The 14562-nt window shown below is 45.1% G+C and carries 18 protein-coding genes; 9 read left to right on the top strand and 9 right to left on the bottom strand.

Annotated elements, in window-relative coordinates; genetic code table 11:
* Positions 1 to 264 (top strand): zinc ribbon domain-containing protein (locus LAY57_RS18560; protein ID WP_249068301.1); only part of this gene is annotated, 264 nt, incomplete at its 5' end.
* 10 nt (positions 265 to 274) lie between these two features.
* Here LAY57_RS18560 and LAY57_RS18555 read toward each other — a convergent pair.
* A complete protein-coding gene (locus LAY57_RS18555; protein ID WP_249068300.1) occupies positions 275 to 748 on the bottom strand; it encodes a response regulator in 474 nt (157 codons plus the stop codon).
* Positions 739 to 2982, bottom strand: coding sequence for a PAS domain S-box protein (locus LAY57_RS18550; protein ID WP_249068299.1), 2244 nt, complete (start codon positions 2980 to 2982; stop codon positions 739 to 741). Before LAY57_RS18550 ends, LAY57_RS18555 begins: the two co-directional genes overlap by 10 nt.
* Positions 2983 to 3733: 751 nt before the next feature.
* On the opposite strand from LAY57_RS18550, the gene codB reads away from it, so the two are divergent.
* Entirely contained in the window at positions 3734 to 5014 is a 1281-nt protein-coding gene (codB, locus tag LAY57_RS18545) for a cytosine permease (RefSeq protein WP_249068298.1), read from the top strand.
* 44 nt (positions 5015 to 5058) lie between these two features.
* On the opposite strand, the gene LAY57_RS18540 is transcribed toward codB, so the two are convergent.
* Positions 5059 to 5205 carry a hypothetical protein gene (locus tag LAY57_RS18540; RefSeq protein ID WP_249068297.1) on the bottom strand — a complete coding sequence of 49 codons (147 nt, stop codon included), beginning with the start codon at positions 5203 to 5205 and terminating at the stop codon, positions 5059 to 5061.
* 5 nt (positions 5206 to 5210) lie between these two features.
* Between LAY57_RS18540 and LAY57_RS18535 the strand changes: the two genes are divergently transcribed.
* The 3 genes from LAY57_RS18535 to LAY57_RS18525 all read left to right on the top strand — a co-directional run bounded on the left by LAY57_RS18535 (position 5211) and on the right by LAY57_RS18525 (position 7061).
* Positions 5211 to 5444, top strand: coding sequence for a hypothetical protein (locus LAY57_RS18535; protein ID WP_249068296.1), 234 nt, complete (start codon positions 5211 to 5213; stop codon positions 5442 to 5444).
* A 152-nt stretch (positions 5445 to 5596) separates the two neighbouring features.
* Positions 5597 to 6277: a Uma2 family endonuclease gene (locus LAY57_RS18530; protein WP_249068295.1), complete on the top strand. Its 681-nt coding sequence runs from the start codon at positions 5597 to 5599 to the stop codon at positions 6275 to 6277.
* Positions 6278 to 6377: 100 nt separating this feature from the next.
* The gene (locus tag LAY57_RS18525; RefSeq protein ID WP_249068294.1) at positions 6378 to 7061 is read left to right on the top strand and encodes a Uma2 family endonuclease; all 684 of its coding nucleotides are present in this window, start codon (positions 6378 to 6380) and stop codon (positions 7059 to 7061) included.
* 16 nt (positions 7062 to 7077) lie between these two features.
* Here the strand turns inward: LAY57_RS18525 and LAY57_RS18520 are convergent, their stop codons facing one another.
* Complete coding sequence (locus LAY57_RS18520; protein WP_249068293.1) at positions 7078 to 7440, bottom strand: hypothetical protein; 363 nt, start codon at positions 7438 to 7440, stop codon at positions 7078 to 7080.
* Between the two features lie 183 nt (positions 7441 to 7623).
* Between LAY57_RS18520 and LAY57_RS18515 the strand changes: the two genes are divergently transcribed.
* A complete protein-coding gene (locus LAY57_RS18515; RefSeq protein WP_249068292.1) occupies positions 7624 to 8472 on the top strand; it encodes a lysophospholipid acyltransferase family protein in 849 nt (282 codons plus the stop codon).
* 209 nt (positions 8473 to 8681) lie between these two features.
* Here the strand turns inward: LAY57_RS18515 and LAY57_RS18510 are convergent, their stop codons facing one another.
* Positions 8682 to 9110 carry a KTSC domain-containing protein gene (locus LAY57_RS18510; RefSeq protein WP_249068291.1) on the bottom strand — a complete coding sequence of 143 codons (429 nt, stop codon included), beginning with the start codon at positions 9108 to 9110 and terminating at the stop codon, positions 8682 to 8684.
* A gap of 168 nt (positions 9111 to 9278) precedes the next feature.
* Entirely contained in the window at positions 9279 to 10364 is a 1086-nt protein-coding gene (locus LAY57_RS18505) for a coiled-coil domain-containing protein (protein ID WP_249068290.1), read from the bottom strand.
* Between the two features lie 144 nt (positions 10365 to 10508).
* Between LAY57_RS18505 and LAY57_RS18500 the strand changes: the two genes are divergently transcribed.
* On the top strand, positions 10509 to 10769 hold the full coding sequence (locus LAY57_RS18500; protein ID WP_249068289.1) for a hypothetical protein: 261 nt from the start codon (positions 10509 to 10511) through the stop codon (positions 10767 to 10769).
* Positions 10770 to 10774: 5 nt separating this feature from the next.
* Here LAY57_RS18500 and LAY57_RS18495 read toward each other — a convergent pair whose 3' ends face one another.
* The gene (locus LAY57_RS18495; protein WP_249068288.1) at positions 10775 to 11482 is read right to left on the bottom strand and encodes a Uma2 family endonuclease; all 708 of its coding nucleotides are present in this window, start codon (positions 11480 to 11482) and stop codon (positions 10775 to 10777) included.
* A 92-nt stretch (positions 11483 to 11574) separates the two neighbouring features.
* Positions 11575 to 12588, bottom strand: a complete 1014-nt coding sequence (locus LAY57_RS18490; RefSeq protein ID WP_249068287.1) for a coiled-coil domain-containing protein — start codon at positions 12586 to 12588, stop codon at positions 11575 to 11577.
* A gap of 173 nt (positions 12589 to 12761) precedes the next feature.
* On the opposite strand from LAY57_RS18490, the gene LAY57_RS18485 reads away from it, so the two are divergent.
* Positions 12762 to 13130, top strand: a complete 369-nt coding sequence (locus tag LAY57_RS18485; protein ID WP_249068286.1) for a helix-turn-helix domain-containing protein — start codon at positions 12762 to 12764, stop codon at positions 13128 to 13130.
* A gap of 3 nt (positions 13131 to 13133) precedes the next feature.
* On the top strand, positions 13134 to 14015 hold the full coding sequence (locus LAY57_RS18480; protein ID WP_249068285.1) for an ImmA/IrrE family metallo-endopeptidase: 882 nt from the start codon (positions 13134 to 13136) through the stop codon (positions 14013 to 14015).
* Between the two features lie 48 nt (positions 14016 to 14063).
* Here the strand turns inward: LAY57_RS18480 and LAY57_RS18475 are convergent, their stop codons facing one another.
* Positions 14064 to 14498 carry a hypothetical protein gene (locus LAY57_RS18475; RefSeq protein WP_249068284.1) on the bottom strand — a complete coding sequence of 145 codons (435 nt, stop codon included), beginning with the start codon at positions 14496 to 14498 and terminating at the stop codon, positions 14064 to 14066.
* Positions 14499 to 14562: the final 64 nt, after the last annotated feature.

Below are 14562 nucleotides of genomic sequence, written 5' to 3'. Positions count from 1 at the left end.
AAGCTCTGCTCTAATTGCTATTACCAGATTGATAAGTTACCGCTTGATGTTAGGGAGTGGACTTGTCCTAATTGCGGAATTCGTCACGACCGTGATGGTAATGCCGCCACAAATATTAGAGCGGAAGGCATCAGAATACTACAGACGGATGGAACAGCCGTTTTTGCTAACGGAGGGGGAGTAAGACCAAAGATTGGACGCAAGTCCGTTCTGAGGCATTCTTCTGTGATGTTAGAAGCCCACACTATAATCGCTTCGATTTAGTTTGGGTAGTTCACGCTCTTACTTGCTGACCGCTGGCTATGGGAGGCAAGGAACCGGGTGGCGGCTGATTTACCACAGCCCAGAAAAGCCCTACTTCCTTGATAACGCTGACAAATTCATGGAAATCTACTGGTTTTACCACATAAGCATTCACTCCTAAATCGTAGCTTACGATCAGATCTTGTTCCTCCCGTGAAGAAGTCAGCATCACTACTGGAACTTTTCTCAAACCAGAATCAGACTTTAATTGTGCTAGAACTTCTAGTCCATCGACTTTGGGCAATTTCAAATCGAGCAACACTACAACAGGATTGCCTTCCATCCGCAGCTTAAAAATACCGCGTCGATAAAGATAATCTAGCGCTTCTTCGCCGTCGCGCACTACCACGACTTCGTTTGCTAGATGATTTTCAGCCAGTGCTGCCAAGGTTAACTCGACATCGTGCGGACTGTCTTCAACTAGCAGAATTCGCTTTAATTCCATTTTGCCTCCTTGTCTGGAAGCTTAGGCAATGAAAAGTAAAAGGTAGCACCTTCTTCTTCTGCGCCTTCTGCCCAGGTTCGACCTCTATGACGATGGATAATTCGCCGGACGTTGGCTAGTCCGATGCCAGTTCCCTCAAACTGTTCGACACTGTGCAGGCGTTGAAACACGCCGAAAAGTTTGTGTAAGTATCGCATATCAAATCCTACGCCATTATCCCTGATGAAGAAGACGACCTCATGTTCGTTACTGGTGCTGTCAATTTGAATTTCAGCTTGAGCGCGTGTCTGGGTGTATTTGACAGCATTGCCAATCAAATTCTGCCATACCAGGCGCAACATAGAAAGGTCGCCCTGTACTTCAGGTAATTTCTCAAATTGCCAAATAATGGTGCGTCCGTTAATTTCCATCTCCATGTCGCGTTGAACTTCTCGAGCCAGTTGATTCATATCAATAAATGTGTAGCGCATTTCTGTGCTACCCATGCGGGAAAAAGCTAACAAGTCATCGATCAGCATTCCTGCTTTTTTAGAAGTTTCCGCTATGGTTTTTAGATAACGGTGACTGGTTTCATCTAAAGTTTTTGTTGAGCCGATCCGTTTCTGGAGTAAGTCTACGAAACCGCTAATATGGCGAAGTGGCGCACGCAGGTCGTGGGAGACTGAGTAGGAGAAGGATTCAAGTTCTTTGTTGGCTGCTTCCAATTGTGATGTACGTTCTTGAACTCGCAATTCAAGAGTTTCGGTGAGCTGTTTGATTTCTGCTTCAGCGTTTTTGCGATCGTCTATATCTGTAATCGTTCCCACCCACTCGCGCACCGTACCGTCCGGGTTCAGCAGCGGCACGGCGCGAGCTACATAATAACGATACTTTCCGCTCTTGGCGTGCCAAATTCGTGCCTCCGATTCGTATATTGTCCTGTGAAGCAGCGATCGCGTCCAGACCTCCTTCACCTGTTCGCGATCGTCTGGGTGTAGTGCTTGGGCCCAGCCCCATCCGGCCTGTTCCGGCCAGCTTTGACCCGTGTACGCTGACCAAGAAGGCTGCGGGGTAATGAATGCGCCTTCAGCGTCTGTTGTCCACACCACTGAGGTTAGCGCCGCTACCAGAGTGCGGTAGCGTTCCTCGCTTTGGCGCAGTGCCGCTTCCGCACGCTTGCTAGAGGTGATATCCAGCGACATTCCTGCTAGAAGCTTTCGCCCAGAGGCTTGTTCCAGGGGGAACTTGAAGGACATCCAATAATGTTCCCCATCATCATGGGGAACAGTCTCCAGCACCTCTACCGTTTTACCCATAGTGAGGACAGCTAAGTCATTATCGCGCCACTGCTTTGCTGCCTCTGCTGGAAATAAGTCGAAATCTGTCTTTCCTACCCAATCAGCTAGCTTTCTATTAAACAGACGCTCACATCGTCGGTTGACGTAGATGAAGCTGCCATTTTCGTCTTTGATATAGGCAGTTGTTGGGCTGTTGCTCATGAAACTCTCAAAGAGCTGTTGACTCTCCCGCAGCGCCTCTTCTGCTTGCTTGCGCTCCGTCACATCTGCGATCGTCGCGAGTGTGCCCAGGAACTTTCCCTTTTCGGTCAGAATTGGATTTGTAGAGACTATTGCCTCAAGATTTGTACCATCTTTGCGACGAAATCGCAAGTGATTTTGCGCTATGACGTCATGCTTAGGTTGCCATAAGCTGCGGGAAACTTCGTCCATAAACTTCAAAATATGGCGATCGAGTATTTCTTCGACGCTATAACCTAGCATTTCAGCCATCCGCCGATTAACGTAGTCTATCTGTCCTTCTGCATTTATTGTCCAGATGCCTTCGTTGGCGGTATCCACGAGGCGACGATACCGTTCCTCACTTGCCTTTAGCTTGATCAGGTTCGCTGCTAGTCGCCGATTGGTAGTTTGTAGCTGCTTACACAGTATGCTGACAAGTATTCCCTGTAACACGAACAGGAGCAACAGCGTGCGGCTGCTCAGATCGAGATCCAGGGAATAGGTGGGAGATAAAAAGAAGTAAGAGCTAAGCAGAGCGGACAAAAAGGTGGCTAGCAGTCCAGGCCCCAGACCACCATACCAGGCGCTTACCATTACAGCGCCAAAAAACAGTAGAAAAGGGGTTTTTGCGATCGCTAACCAGGGGTCTAGCAGCAGCATCAGCAGCAGCGCCAGCACAACAGCCACCACCGCTACGCCGTAGCGCTTAATCTGGAAGCGTGTTAGATTCAACATCAACCTCTCTCGCTTAGAATAATCAAGGCACCTTTAAAAGGAACTTTTTAACCTTAAGGTGGATGACAAATTTTCTGCATTGACCCTACGGCTTATTTTTAAGTATTTCTTTAGATGTATTTCTACGCACTTCTCAAAAGCTGCTGAAAATGTGGTTGTTTATCCAACCATAAGCTGATTAACTGTGCTGACAGTATGCGATCGCCACGACCTACAATTGAGTACGACTAGAGATATAACCACACCAAAAAGTTTTCAAGGCGTTTTTGTTCGCTTTGATTTTTAACTAGATAGGTATATTTCTAAACTTTTTTCGATTTAAAACTTAAGTCGTATCTAGAAACTTACGACCCAGCAATCATTTATAAGCTTTCCTACAAAGCTTTCCAGAAGTTGTTTGGGAAGTCTGTAGGTAACCGCGCACCGGGAGAGTTCGTATAGCAAAGTGCTTCGGCTTTAGTACAAACAGAGTCCCAGCCTTGCTTTGCGCCTTTAATACTGTCCTAATCGCCTTGGCAACTGCTATATATAGCTAGGGACTAGGGGCTAGGGACTAGGGAAGAGGGAAGAGGAAAAAGCTTGACGAAGTAAGGGATTATGGACTAAAGGTAACAGTTGGAGTTGCCTTAATCGCCCTAAAGTTGCTATATCTCATTTAAAGCGTAAGGCTTTAAGTGCTGACATTACTGTGATAGAATTCTCTACTCAGAATCTAATGCAATTGCGCTCAAAATAACTATGTCAAAGCTTTATGAATACAACATCAGAACCAGAGTTTAGTACACTCACGCCAGTCAGTGAAGACTACACCCTGAGTGCCGTTCGTGCGAATGCGCGTAAGTCCATGCGATCGCTGGCACCTTTGCTAATCGGTTTTACCCTTTCCTGTGGCACATTGTTTGCGGGAGGTTTGGTTAGCCCAGCATTTCGCTTTTGGCCCGATCTGGTTGGCTTGATTATTCTGGGTAACTTAATTCTGGGTAGCTACACCGCCGGACTCAGTTACATTGCCGCCAAAAGCGGACTCAGCACAGTCCTCATGGCCCGGTTCAGTTTCGGTAATGTCGGTTCGCGCTGGGTTGACTTCATCCTGAGTTTTATCCAAATTAGCTGGTATGGCTGGGGTTCAGCCCTAATTGCCGATTCGCTAAATAAGTTGATGGATGTGCCTGTTTACTTGAATTGGCTGACTATTCTGGTTTGTACCTATTTATGCTGCGCTACCGCCTATTTTGGTTATCGGTTTATAGATTGGCTTAGCCGCTTTGCCGTTTCCACAATGCTTTTCCTGATGTTCTGGATTTTAGCGATCGCCATGAGCAAATTAGGCGGTTTTGAGGGTTTGCAAGCAATTCAACCAACACAACAATTAGCGTGGGGCGAAGCATTGACAATCGTCGTCGGCACCTTGATTTCAAACGCTACTCAAGCCACCAACAATCGTCACCTTACCAAGACAGGAAGCACGACTCTAATTACGACCTTAGCTGCCTTTTTCTTTGTCAATGGCTTTTTTATCATCTGCGGGGCCTTCAGTTCCCTGCTTTACGCCAACGAAGATGTTGTGCAGGCTCTAGCGCAGGAGGGATTGCTATTTTGGGGTTTGTTGTTGTTGTTACTCAATATGTGGACAACGCAAGCTAACACCATTGACGCTTTCTCTGTGGCAGGATCTCAAATATTCCGCATTAATAAGTGGATTATTTTTGCTTTGGGCGGTGCGACAGTAGCGTTAGTTCTAGCTTGGGGTGGCATTTATATTATGCTGCTTCCTTATCTAAAACTGCTCGGTACTTTCATTCCACCTCTAGGCGGCGCGATCGTGTCCGATTACTGGCTGGTGCATCGGGGGCAGTTTCCTTCCCCAGAAGCACGGCAACCCGCGTTTAACTGGGCTGGTATTATTACCTATCCGCTCGCGTGCGCGATCGCTTATTTCTATCCCGGCATTAAGCCAATTAACGGCTTCATTGCCGCAGTCATGCTTTACTTTGTTCTCAGCAAAATCATCGGAAGAGGGAAGAGGGGCTAGAAAAGTCAAAAGTCAAAAGTCAAAAGTCAAAAGTCAAAAAATAATTAATGACAACTGACAACTGACAACTGACAACTGACAACTGACAACTGACAACTGACAACTGACAACTGACAACTGACAACTGACCAATGACCAATGACCACTGACCACTGAGTTCCGACAAGAAATAAATAGTTACGAGGAGACAAATAAAATGCGTTACGTTACCAGTATTGAGCGTTTAGCTCGCGAAGAAGGAATGATAGAAAAGGGTCGGGAGGATATAATTGATGTCCTCCAGATTCGATTTGAAGATCTACCTGGGGAATTGGTGCAGGAAATTAATCAAATTGAGGATGTCGAACAACTGAAAACCTTGCACAGGCAAGCAGTTACAATCGGATCTTTGGCAGAGTTTCAGGATGCGATCGATCGGCTAAAATCATAGCAATTAGGCCAATAAACCCGGTTTGTCTGAAAAATAGTGGGTTTCACACTTAAAGATCTACCAAGAAACCGGGTTTCTAGTCCTGTGGTGTCTAATTCCTGAATCAGAAACAGGAGAGCAAACTATCTAAAAGAATAAGTAGGGTAGTCGATATGGTAACAACAGACAAAACTTTAGTCGAACAACCCGTTCCCGCAGACGTCAAAGAAACCAGAGTGGTGATGAAAGGCGTTAGCTGGGAAACCTACAAAAAATTGATGGCAGAAGTAGGAGACGATCGCGCTTGGAGAATTGCTTACGATCGAGGAGTATTGGAAATTAGAATGCCACTAGAAGAACACGAAGAACCCAAAGGTTTGATAGAAAGTTTTGTCGAAGCAATTGCAGACGAACTCGGTATCGAAGTGAGAAAGTTAGGGTCTTTAACCCTAGACCGAGAAGACTTAACTCGTGCTGTGGAACCAGACACTTGTTTTTATATTCAGAATGAAGGATTGGTGAGGGGGAGGAAAATTAACTTACCAGAAGATCCGCCACCAGATTTAGCAGTAGAATCAGATTACACCAGTTCTTCTGTTAATAAACAAACCCTTTATTCCGCTTTAGGCGTTCCCGAACTGTGGCGATACACTAAAAAAACGCTTTTGGTTTATCAAAGAGTTGAGGGAGGATACGAACAGTGCGATCGCAGTTTAGCATTTCCCTTTCTACCAATTACTGAAATTCCCAGTTTCATCGAACAAAGTCGGACAATTGGACAGAGAAGTGCAGTGCGGTTGTTTAGGCAGAGAATTCGAGAAATTTTGGATAGTGAATCAATGGGTAATAGTTAGGATTTAACTCGTCGGAAAGCGCTAACTTTTTGGTAGAGTAAGTCAAGAGCGATCGTCGATAAAATGGTAATGAGCAAATTCGTGACAAAGAGCAGTGGATATGATAGCAACAGACAAAACTTTAGTCAAACAACCCGTTCCCGCAGACGTCAAAGAAACCAGAGTGGTGATGAAAGGTGTTACCTGGGAAACCTACAAAAAATTGATGGCAGAAGTAGGAGACGATCGCGCTTGGAGAATTGCTTACGATCGAGGAGTGTTGGAAATTAGAATGCCGTTATTAGAACACGAAGTTCCCAAGGGATTGCTAGAGAGTTTTGTAGAAGCAATTGCAGACGAACTCGGTATTGAGGTACTGAAAGCTGGGTCGCTAACGCTGGAACGGGAAGATTTAACAAACGCGATCGAACCTGATTCCTGTTTTTACATTCAAAACGAATCGCAAGTTAGAGGAAGAGAGGAAATAATTCTTCCTAGCGATCCCCCACCAGATTTGGCGATCGAATCAGATTACACCAGTTCTTCTGTTAATAAACAAACCCTTTATTCCGCTTTAGGCGTTCCCGAACTGTGGCGATACACTAAAAAAACGCTTTTGGTTTATCAAAGAGTTGAGGGAGGATACGAACAGTGCGATCGCAGTTTAGCATTTCCCTTTCTACCAATTACTGAAATTCCCAGTTTCATCGAACAAAGTCGGACAAGGGGACAGAGAAGTGCAGTCCGATTATTTCGGCAGAGAATCCGAGAAATTTTAGATACCCAATCAATTGATAATTCTTAGGATTGAATAAAACTGTTTACTCGACCCTCCAGTTATAGATTGTGCTTTCTTGTCTAGGCTGGTTATTTGCCGTTGAGACAAAGAGAGTTTGCCCTCTTGCATTCCTAAATTGAAACAGACAAAGCCCTAATCCAGTTCCAGAACAATCGACAACTTCTGGATAGCCTTTTTTGATTAAATAATCAATCACACCGCTGCGATTTGGATTATTCACTTGTTCGGAATTAACTACAGGTCGCCAGCCTCGTCGAATTAATAGAGTCCTGGCTTGTGCGTAGTTCATATTTCGCCGCAGTCTGGGCAATGATTGTGCAAAAGATGAAAATTGAACCAAAAAAATCGTAGTTATAAGCACGCCGGAAAAGAGTAGTTTATTCATTGTTGAAATTCCCAAATATTAAAGAGTTCGTGCTGGTACTGTTGAAGATTTGATTAGACTTTGACTATAATTATATTATCGACTTTTAAAATTTGAGCAACGATCGATCTTATTTGAGACTCACGATCGGGTGTACTAACATCGATATTGTCTTAGTCTTAGCGATCCTGCTACCATATCTTGATGAGTATAAAGAATAACGTTCAAGCCAGACCGGGATGGTCTTTAGATCGACGAGAGCCAAAAGTAATCGAATCTCTAATGCCACTGTGGGACTGGCTGTATCACCACTATTTTCGGGTTCAAACCGGCGGCTGGCACAATATCCCACCTCACGAAAAAGTTCTGTTGGTAGGTTCCCATAATGGGGGACTGGCTGCCCCAGATATGTTTATGATGATGTATGACTGGTTTCGACGTTTTGGGTATGAACGGCCTGTCTACGGTCTGATGCACCCCCGTGTGTGGGAGGTTTCTTTGCCGATCGCGCAAATGGCTGAAAAAGCGGGAGCTATTATGGCACATCCTAAAATGGCGATCGCAGCTTTGCGCCAAGGAGCAAGTGTCCTAGTTTACCCCGGTGGCGCGGAAGATGTTTTTCGACCGCATCAGTTGCGCGATCGAATCTATTTTGCAGGACGCACAGGGTTTATTAAGCTAGCGTTGCGGGAGGAAGTGCCAATTGTGCCTGTCATTTCCCACGGCGCTCACGATACTTTGATAGTTCTGACCGACATTTACAAACAAATGCAGCAGCTACACGAGTGGGGAATGCCTTGGCTGTTTGATATCGATCCAGTTGTCTTTCCGATTTATCTGGGATTGCCTTGGGGATTGGCGATCGGCCCTCTCCCTCATATTCCATTACCTGTAACTATTCATACTCGTGTTTGTCCTCCGATTATTTTTGAACGTTACGGTAGGGATGCAGCAAGCGATCGCGAGTATGTTGATGTCTGCTACGAGACAGTTTGTACTCAGATGCAGCAAGAATTGTACTCTTTAATCAAGCGTAGCCAAGCACAGAGTTGACTGAATACCCAGAAACCCGGTTTCTCCAGGTATGTTGTTGCGCTTTAGCGCTCTTATCCAAGTTATAATAAGAGCGCTAAAGCGCCACAACGTACCTAATACCAGCCTCAACTATATAACTAGCAACTTGCGTTAATAACTTCATTAAACACCCAGAAACCCGGTTTCTCCAAGAAACCGGGTTTCTAATAGCGCGGCAGTTTTAATTGTTATTCCAGACGACGAGAAAAATAGTTTCCTTTAATCTCCCGATTGAAAAATCGCCCAGTTGAATCAGCGACTTTCATTGCTTCCCAAGTTTCTTCATCCACATCCTCATATTGATAAACCGAGCCGTTCTTAAACTCAACTTGTAATAGGTGATTATCCGGATCGTATCCCACAGCATTTGCCATTGTGGAATGTACAGGTAGGATATGAAGTTCCCTTTCTACACCCGGCAGATCGTAAAAATCAACCGAATCAGAACAGTCATCAGAAACAACTGCATTCAATTGCACAAGTCCTTCATAAGCAGCAAGAGGTGCCGGAATTTCAATCACATCTATGCTATCTCCCCTATCGATAACTAATCCCAGATAATCATCATCGTGACAGACTCCTACAATGTTGCTCAAATCAATTTTGGTAAATTTCATCAGTATCTCCATTTTGAATCTTATAGCGGTTTTCTCTTGCCTTAAGTGGAGTAACAGAAACCGGGTTTCTCCAAGAAACCCGGTTTCTCTCTACCTCACTCACCTGACAAGGTTTGTAGATTTCAGATGTAAACACAAATCTGAAATCTGAAATCTGAAATTTTAAATCTACTTGACTTTGTTCTGATTCTTCGCTTGTTCGATCGCAATTTCTTTCACAGCTTGGAAAGAATTGATATTCGACGATCCTTCGATCGCCTTCACCGCCAAATCTTGCACCTGTTTGAGAGCAGCATCCAGTTGTTTGGAGAGAGTTTGAATGCGAGTATCTTGATTTTGAATAGTTTCTTGCAGCGATTGAATTCGCACTTCGTAATTGCGCTTAGAACCTTCGATTTCTTTAGCAATCAAATCGGCTTTCACCTTGGCTTGGTGGGAAGCGATACCTTTACCTTCATCCTTGGCACGTTTGATAGCAGATTCCAATTCTTTGGGCATATTTTCAACTTTCGCTTTCAGTTCGTTAAATTGAGTTTCGCGTTCTGCGATCGCTTTTTCTCGTTCTGCCCATTGTTTCTCCTCAGTTTGCTTGAATTCGTCAAGTTCCAAGTACAACCGCTTCTTCTCTTGTTCGTATTCTTCATTTGAAAGTTGACGTTGCAAAGTCAGATCGTAAGTATATTCTTTATCATCCCGTTGGCGCGTTTTGCTTTGGGTTTCATTGCGTTCTTTGATAAAGCGGCGGCGTTCTTCCTGTTCCTTTGCCCACGCCTTCCTTGACTGGGTTATTGCTTGTTCAACTTCCTCTTGACGCAGGCGCTGTTCCTCACTAAAAGTTTTGGAACTATCCTCGTACTGTTCAATTAATTCATCCAAACTACCATCGGTTGCTTGCAAATTGTGCAAAGCTTCCAACTGTTGCTTTTCTTCTGTTACTTTTCGCTGCACTTCCTGAAGTTTAAAAGCTTCCAGCGTCAACTTTTCCGACAAATCGCTGACTGCACCGCCAAAGTTGAATTGCAGTAGATTCAATCCCTCAATAATCGATTCCATTTTTTGCTGACTCAATTGAACAGGTTTGATGGGAACTTCCACTGTAGATGTAGATTTATTATTGCTACTTGGCTGGGTAGTTTTTGGTTCTGGTTTTTGCATTAGTTGTGTCTCTAATTCCTTCTTTTCTTTCAACAATTCATCAAATGCAGTGAGGATTTCAGCCTTTGTACTCTTTTCGTTGGGACGTTTGATAGCCATAAGTGAACTCCAGTTGATAAATGTGAGATTTTCTAGGGTGCGTTAGGCAAAGCTTAATGCACCATTGTTAGAATGTGTTCGAGATTCGGTGCGTTAGCGACAGGGGAACGCACCCTACGATTCATTGTCATGGACGTAAGCTCGATGTCAAATTACTTTCGAGAACCAGTGCGCGTTTTGATGCACCTGAATGGCGGCAATACCAAAGTCATTCTTGAGCGCATAGAAGGACAAGGTTTAGCAGATGGTGGTGTTGACTGGGATATTCCCACTCAAAAGATTCCATTTCATCTCAGAAAAATTGGTTCTCGGTTTTTACTTATCAAAAAATCAGTTTCGGCAGAAGACACGATAGAGAATATTCGCGAAATGTGTTTGCAAATTGAAATCGAAGAGATAGAGTAGCTGGTTTAAGGGTTTCGCAAGCGATCGCAAAATTCCTCATGTTCCGCAGTCGCCAATCCTTTCTGCAACTGGGCCAGAACGGTTGCCAAATCGCCATTTAGCAAGGCGGAAACTGCCAACCACAAACCGGGAAACACTTGGCTGCGAATTATCCTCGTTTCATCGGCTGTAAACGGAACGTACACGCCTTCCCTTAAGCTGAACCAATCCAAGCGATTTTCGTATCTTTGCCACACCAGATATTCTTGTACCTCGTTGCGACGATAAACTTTGAGTTTGTCGTTGAGGTCGTATGCAGCAGTGCTAGCAGCAACTTCTACAATTAACTCAGGTGCGCCTTCTACGTAGTCATCTTCGGTAATTCGAGATTTGCCGCCTGCTTCCGGTTCCAAACGCAGTAGTGCATCGGGTTGCGGTTCGTTGTCTGCATCTAGCCGAACGGTAGCGTTATCCCCCAAACGAACTCCAGGTGTAGCAGCACGGTAAACTCCCAACCAGGTGATGATTAAACTGTGTGGTTCGGCATGGCTGGCAAAGCGTAGAGGTGAAGCCACGTAAACAACTCCTTCGATTAATTCAGCTTTTTTGAGATTGGGCATGGTGTGGTAGCGGCGTTCAAATTCCGGGCGGGTAAGGCGATCGCCACTTTCCAACGGCGGTACTTTGATGGTGGGTGTCACAGACATACGAATTTCCTCAAACTTTGCATTCATTCTAAGAGTCTGTAGGTTGGGTTGAACAAAGTGAAACCCAACATCTTTGTAACTCTGATTATGGTTGGGTTTCGTACCTCAACCCAACCTACTTATGACTCAGATTTTTCCCCTTTTGCCGCAACCCGATTTGACGAATTCTGAAACGCACGCATTGCCAAATCTTGAGCTTGTCGCAATGCTGTTTGCAGTTGCGTTGAAATTTCGGTAATTTGTTCCGTTTGCTTCTGAATTTTCGCGTCTAGAGATTGAATTTGTAACTCGTACCCTTGCTTAGTGGAATCCCACTCTTTCTCTAATAAGTCCGCCTTGACTTTGGCTTCTTGATTAGCATCTCGAATGCCTTCTTCCCTGTATTTCTTAACCGCTTCGTCCACTTCGTTGGGAAATGCTGCGGCTTTGCGCTGATATTCTGCCAATAAGTTTTGATTTGCTGCCAAAATACGATCGCGTTCCGCCCAATCTTTCTGTTTAGCTTGAGTTGTTTCTTGAATTTCCCGCTCAAGAAGCCGCTTGGTTTCCTCATATTTATCTCTGGCAATTTGGCGCGATCGCTCTGTCTCGTACCCGTAGTCTTCTTCCAACTTCGTGCGATCGCGTTGCAGCAGTTCGCCGTTTTCGTTGAGAGTGACGTCAAATTCTTGCTGTTCCTGCTGCCAAATTTTCCGCGATTGGGCAATTTCTTTTTCTAATGTCTCGCGATCGTTCGTCGATCGTTCTTGCAAAAAGCGCAAATTCTCCTGATGTTCCTGAGTCAGCAGATAAAGCGCATCGGCGACTACGCGGGTTTGCTGGAGTTCTTGCAGATTTTGGTTCTCAGCTGCGATCGCTTGTTTTAAGTCGTCCAGCTTGGTGGTTTCCGTCGTTAACTGCGTCGAAAGTCCGGTAATAGTATTACCAAACTCCAATTGCAGATCCGCCAGTCCCCGCACAATCGTATCTGCGGTGTATTGAGAAACCGTTTCCAGAACAGTGCGGTTTTTCTCCTTCTCTGCTTCTTCCTCTTTTGTGGCGACTCGCGATGCAACGTTTTGCCGTTGACTGATAATTTGTTGAAACGCATCAAGAATCTTCGCCTTGCTGTCTTTGGCTGCAATTTGAGTCATATTATGATTTTTGCTGCTAGAGTAGGATTGGGATGTAAACTGTGGTTTGCATTTCTTGTCTACTACTCTAACACCAGTTTGCCGCTTATGCAAGATGTAAAGACACAATTTGTAAACTTTAGTTGTCAAAGCCTGGTCACGCCTGATTTCGCACCGCTCACACCTGACTGTATATGGATGAATTTGCAAAGAAAGTCCGCGATCGCCGCCTCCAGGAAAAACTGAGCCAGCAAGAGTTAGCCGATCGAGTCGGGATCTCCCGCAACTACCTGTCCCAAATCGAACGGGGACAAGCCACAAACCTCTCCTGGCAACTAATGGAGAAACTCACTTCCATTTTGGGGCTCAAAGGCGATCCAACGGTAACACAAGCAGAAATGGCAGATATTCCCCTCAGTTTGGCTGAATTTGCCAAATCTGCGGGATTGCCTGCCGATGACACGATCATGCTGGCTCGTTTAAAATACCGAGGACAGCAACCCACCACACCGGAAAAATGGGAACTGCTCTATAACGTGATCAAGATGACCGTTGGAAAATGAATAGTGCGTGAGGCTCCACCACCCGCTCAACCCTACCGCCATCCGGGAGAGGCGTTTTTGTCTGGCTACGGCGCACTCCGTAGCGAGGAGGATCTGTTCGGCTATGTGGAGTTTCTGCGCTGCGAATCGGGGTTGAGCGATCGACCGCCGATCGATCTAGAGTGCATCTACCGACACTTTGGCATCCCGACACCTCTGCGTGCGCCTCTAGACGAACAGCAAGGCATTTTGGTCGATAGCCGCACGGGAATCATTTTAATTAAAGAGAATGACCCGATCGTGCGCCAGCGCTTCACCGAAGGGCACGAATTGATGGAACTGCTGTTCGACGCCCACGAACAAGTCAGGATTGGCAGTTTTCTGCCGAATTGGAGCGGACAGCACAAAGAACGATTGTGCGATCGCGGTGCAGCAGATTTACTGATGCCCCAGTCGTCTTTTTTACCTCGGTTGAAAGAGGTGGGAATTTCCCTGAGTGCGGGGAGAGTTCTGGCGACACTCTACCAAACATCGCTTTTAGCAACTTTGGTGCGAATGATACAGCAGGGTTCTGGGAATTATGCTCTAGTGATGTGGCATTGCGCCCTCAAACCAAGAGAAGTGAGGGGACTTTCTGCTACCATCTCCCAACCTCAAAAGAAGCTGCGGGTTTGGTGGCGAACTCAGACTCCAGATTGGACTGGGGGCTTTATTCCTAAAGATAAGTCTATTCCTCACGACTCGCTAATTTCCCACACTTATGTCAGCGGACAACCTTATAGCGGCATGGAAACAATTCACTTGGGTTGGGGTTTGATTGACTGCCATATAGAAGCGATGCCGATTCAGATGGGAGATAAGTATTGTGTTTTGTCTCTTCTACATTCGATCGGGCCTGCGATTTGATACATGGATTGCTATTAATGCTTACGCTACGAGTCGGTCATATTGCCTTTAAGAATGAGATCTAGTTTCTGTCTCATCTACTGCTTGAAGATTTTCAATCAGTTCTAACAAACCAACTGTGCCCACAAAAAAAGTATAAATCCCATATTTTATCGGCATTTGTTTGATTGATTCTGCATAATAAGCTGCTATAATTGCCTCAACCAAATGAGCTGTTATAGCAAACCGATCGAGCCAAAAGACTGGATTTAGAAAGCTTGGCATTCTGCTGTTGGTGATCGATCCATAAATATTCGCTATTTCCAATCCAATGGCACTGGCAATGAGAACCACAGATATAAGTTTGATAACTCGAAATAGATTTGTCTTTGTATCCTTTAAATTCATGTTTTTTACTAAGGAACTCAAGTTGCTAATTGATAAAGTATTGCTGACCTTGGATTTTCTCAATTGTCCCAGAATACGACTCCTCTCGATTTTCATCCCAAACTTTCACTTTTTGACCGACGGCATATCCATTTTCATCGGATGAATCACGATCCTGCTA

Origin of the sequence: Argonema antarcticum A004/B2 (genome assembly GCF_023333585.1) — a bacterium.
Classification (GTDB): Bacteria; Cyanobacteriota; Cyanobacteriia; order Cyanobacteriales; family Aerosakkonemataceae; genus Argonema; species Argonema antarcticum.
The sequence above is the reverse complement of the archived record's forward strand: the minus strand, read 5'-3'. Positions and strand labels throughout refer to the sequence as shown.

What these genes read in the sequence shown, in the direction of transcription:
- LAY57_RS18555 (WP_249068300.1), bottom strand. Translation starts at nt 748, where the DNA reads ATGGAATTAAAGCGAATTCTGCTAGTTGAAGACAGTCCGCACGATGTC.
- LAY57_RS18550 (WP_249068299.1), bottom strand. Translation starts at nt 2,982, where the DNA reads ATGTTGAATCTAACACGCTTCCAGATTAAGCGCTACGGCGTAGCGGTG.
- codB (WP_249068298.1), top strand. Translation starts at nt 3,734, where the DNA reads ATGAATACAACATCAGAACCAGAGTTTAGTACACTCACGCCAGTCAGT.
- LAY57_RS18535 (WP_249068296.1), top strand. Translation starts at nt 5,211, where the DNA reads ATGCGTTACGTTACCAGTATTGAGCGTTTAGCTCGCGAAGAAGGAATG.
- LAY57_RS18530 (WP_249068295.1), top strand. Translation starts at nt 5,597, where the DNA reads ATGGTAACAACAGACAAAACTTTAGTCGAACAACCCGTTCCCGCAGAC.
- LAY57_RS18525 (WP_249068294.1), top strand. Translation starts at nt 6,378, where the DNA reads ATGATAGCAACAGACAAAACTTTAGTCAAACAACCCGTTCCCGCAGAC.
- LAY57_RS18520 (WP_249068293.1), bottom strand. Translation starts at nt 7,440, where the DNA reads ATGAATAAACTACTCTTTTCCGGCGTGCTTATAACTACGATTTTTTTG.
- LAY57_RS18515 (WP_249068292.1), top strand. Translation starts at nt 7,624, where the DNA reads ATGAGTATAAAGAATAACGTTCAAGCCAGACCGGGATGGTCTTTAGAT.
- LAY57_RS18510 (WP_249068291.1), bottom strand. Translation starts at nt 9,110, where the DNA reads ATGAAATTTACCAAAATTGATTTGAGCAACATTGTAGGAGTCTGTCAC.
- LAY57_RS18505 (WP_249068290.1), bottom strand. Translation starts at nt 10,364, where the DNA reads ATGGCTATCAAACGTCCCAACGAAAAGAGTACAAAGGCTGAAATCCTC.
- LAY57_RS18500 (WP_249068289.1), top strand. Translation starts at nt 10,509, where the DNA reads ATGTCAAATTACTTTCGAGAACCAGTGCGCGTTTTGATGCACCTGAAT.
- LAY57_RS18495 (WP_249068288.1), bottom strand. Translation starts at nt 11,482, where the DNA reads ATGAATGCAAAGTTTGAGGAAATTCGTATGTCTGTGACACCCACCATC.
- LAY57_RS18490 (WP_249068287.1), bottom strand. Translation starts at nt 12,588, where the DNA reads ATGACTCAAATTGCAGCCAAAGACAGCAAGGCGAAGATTCTTGATGCG.
- LAY57_RS18485 (WP_249068286.1), top strand. Translation starts at nt 12,762, where the DNA reads ATGGATGAATTTGCAAAGAAAGTCCGCGATCGCCGCCTCCAGGAAAAA.
- LAY57_RS18475 (WP_249068284.1), bottom strand. Translation starts at nt 14,498, where the DNA reads ATGAAAATCGAGAGGAGTCGTATTCTGGGACAATTGAGAAAATCCAAG.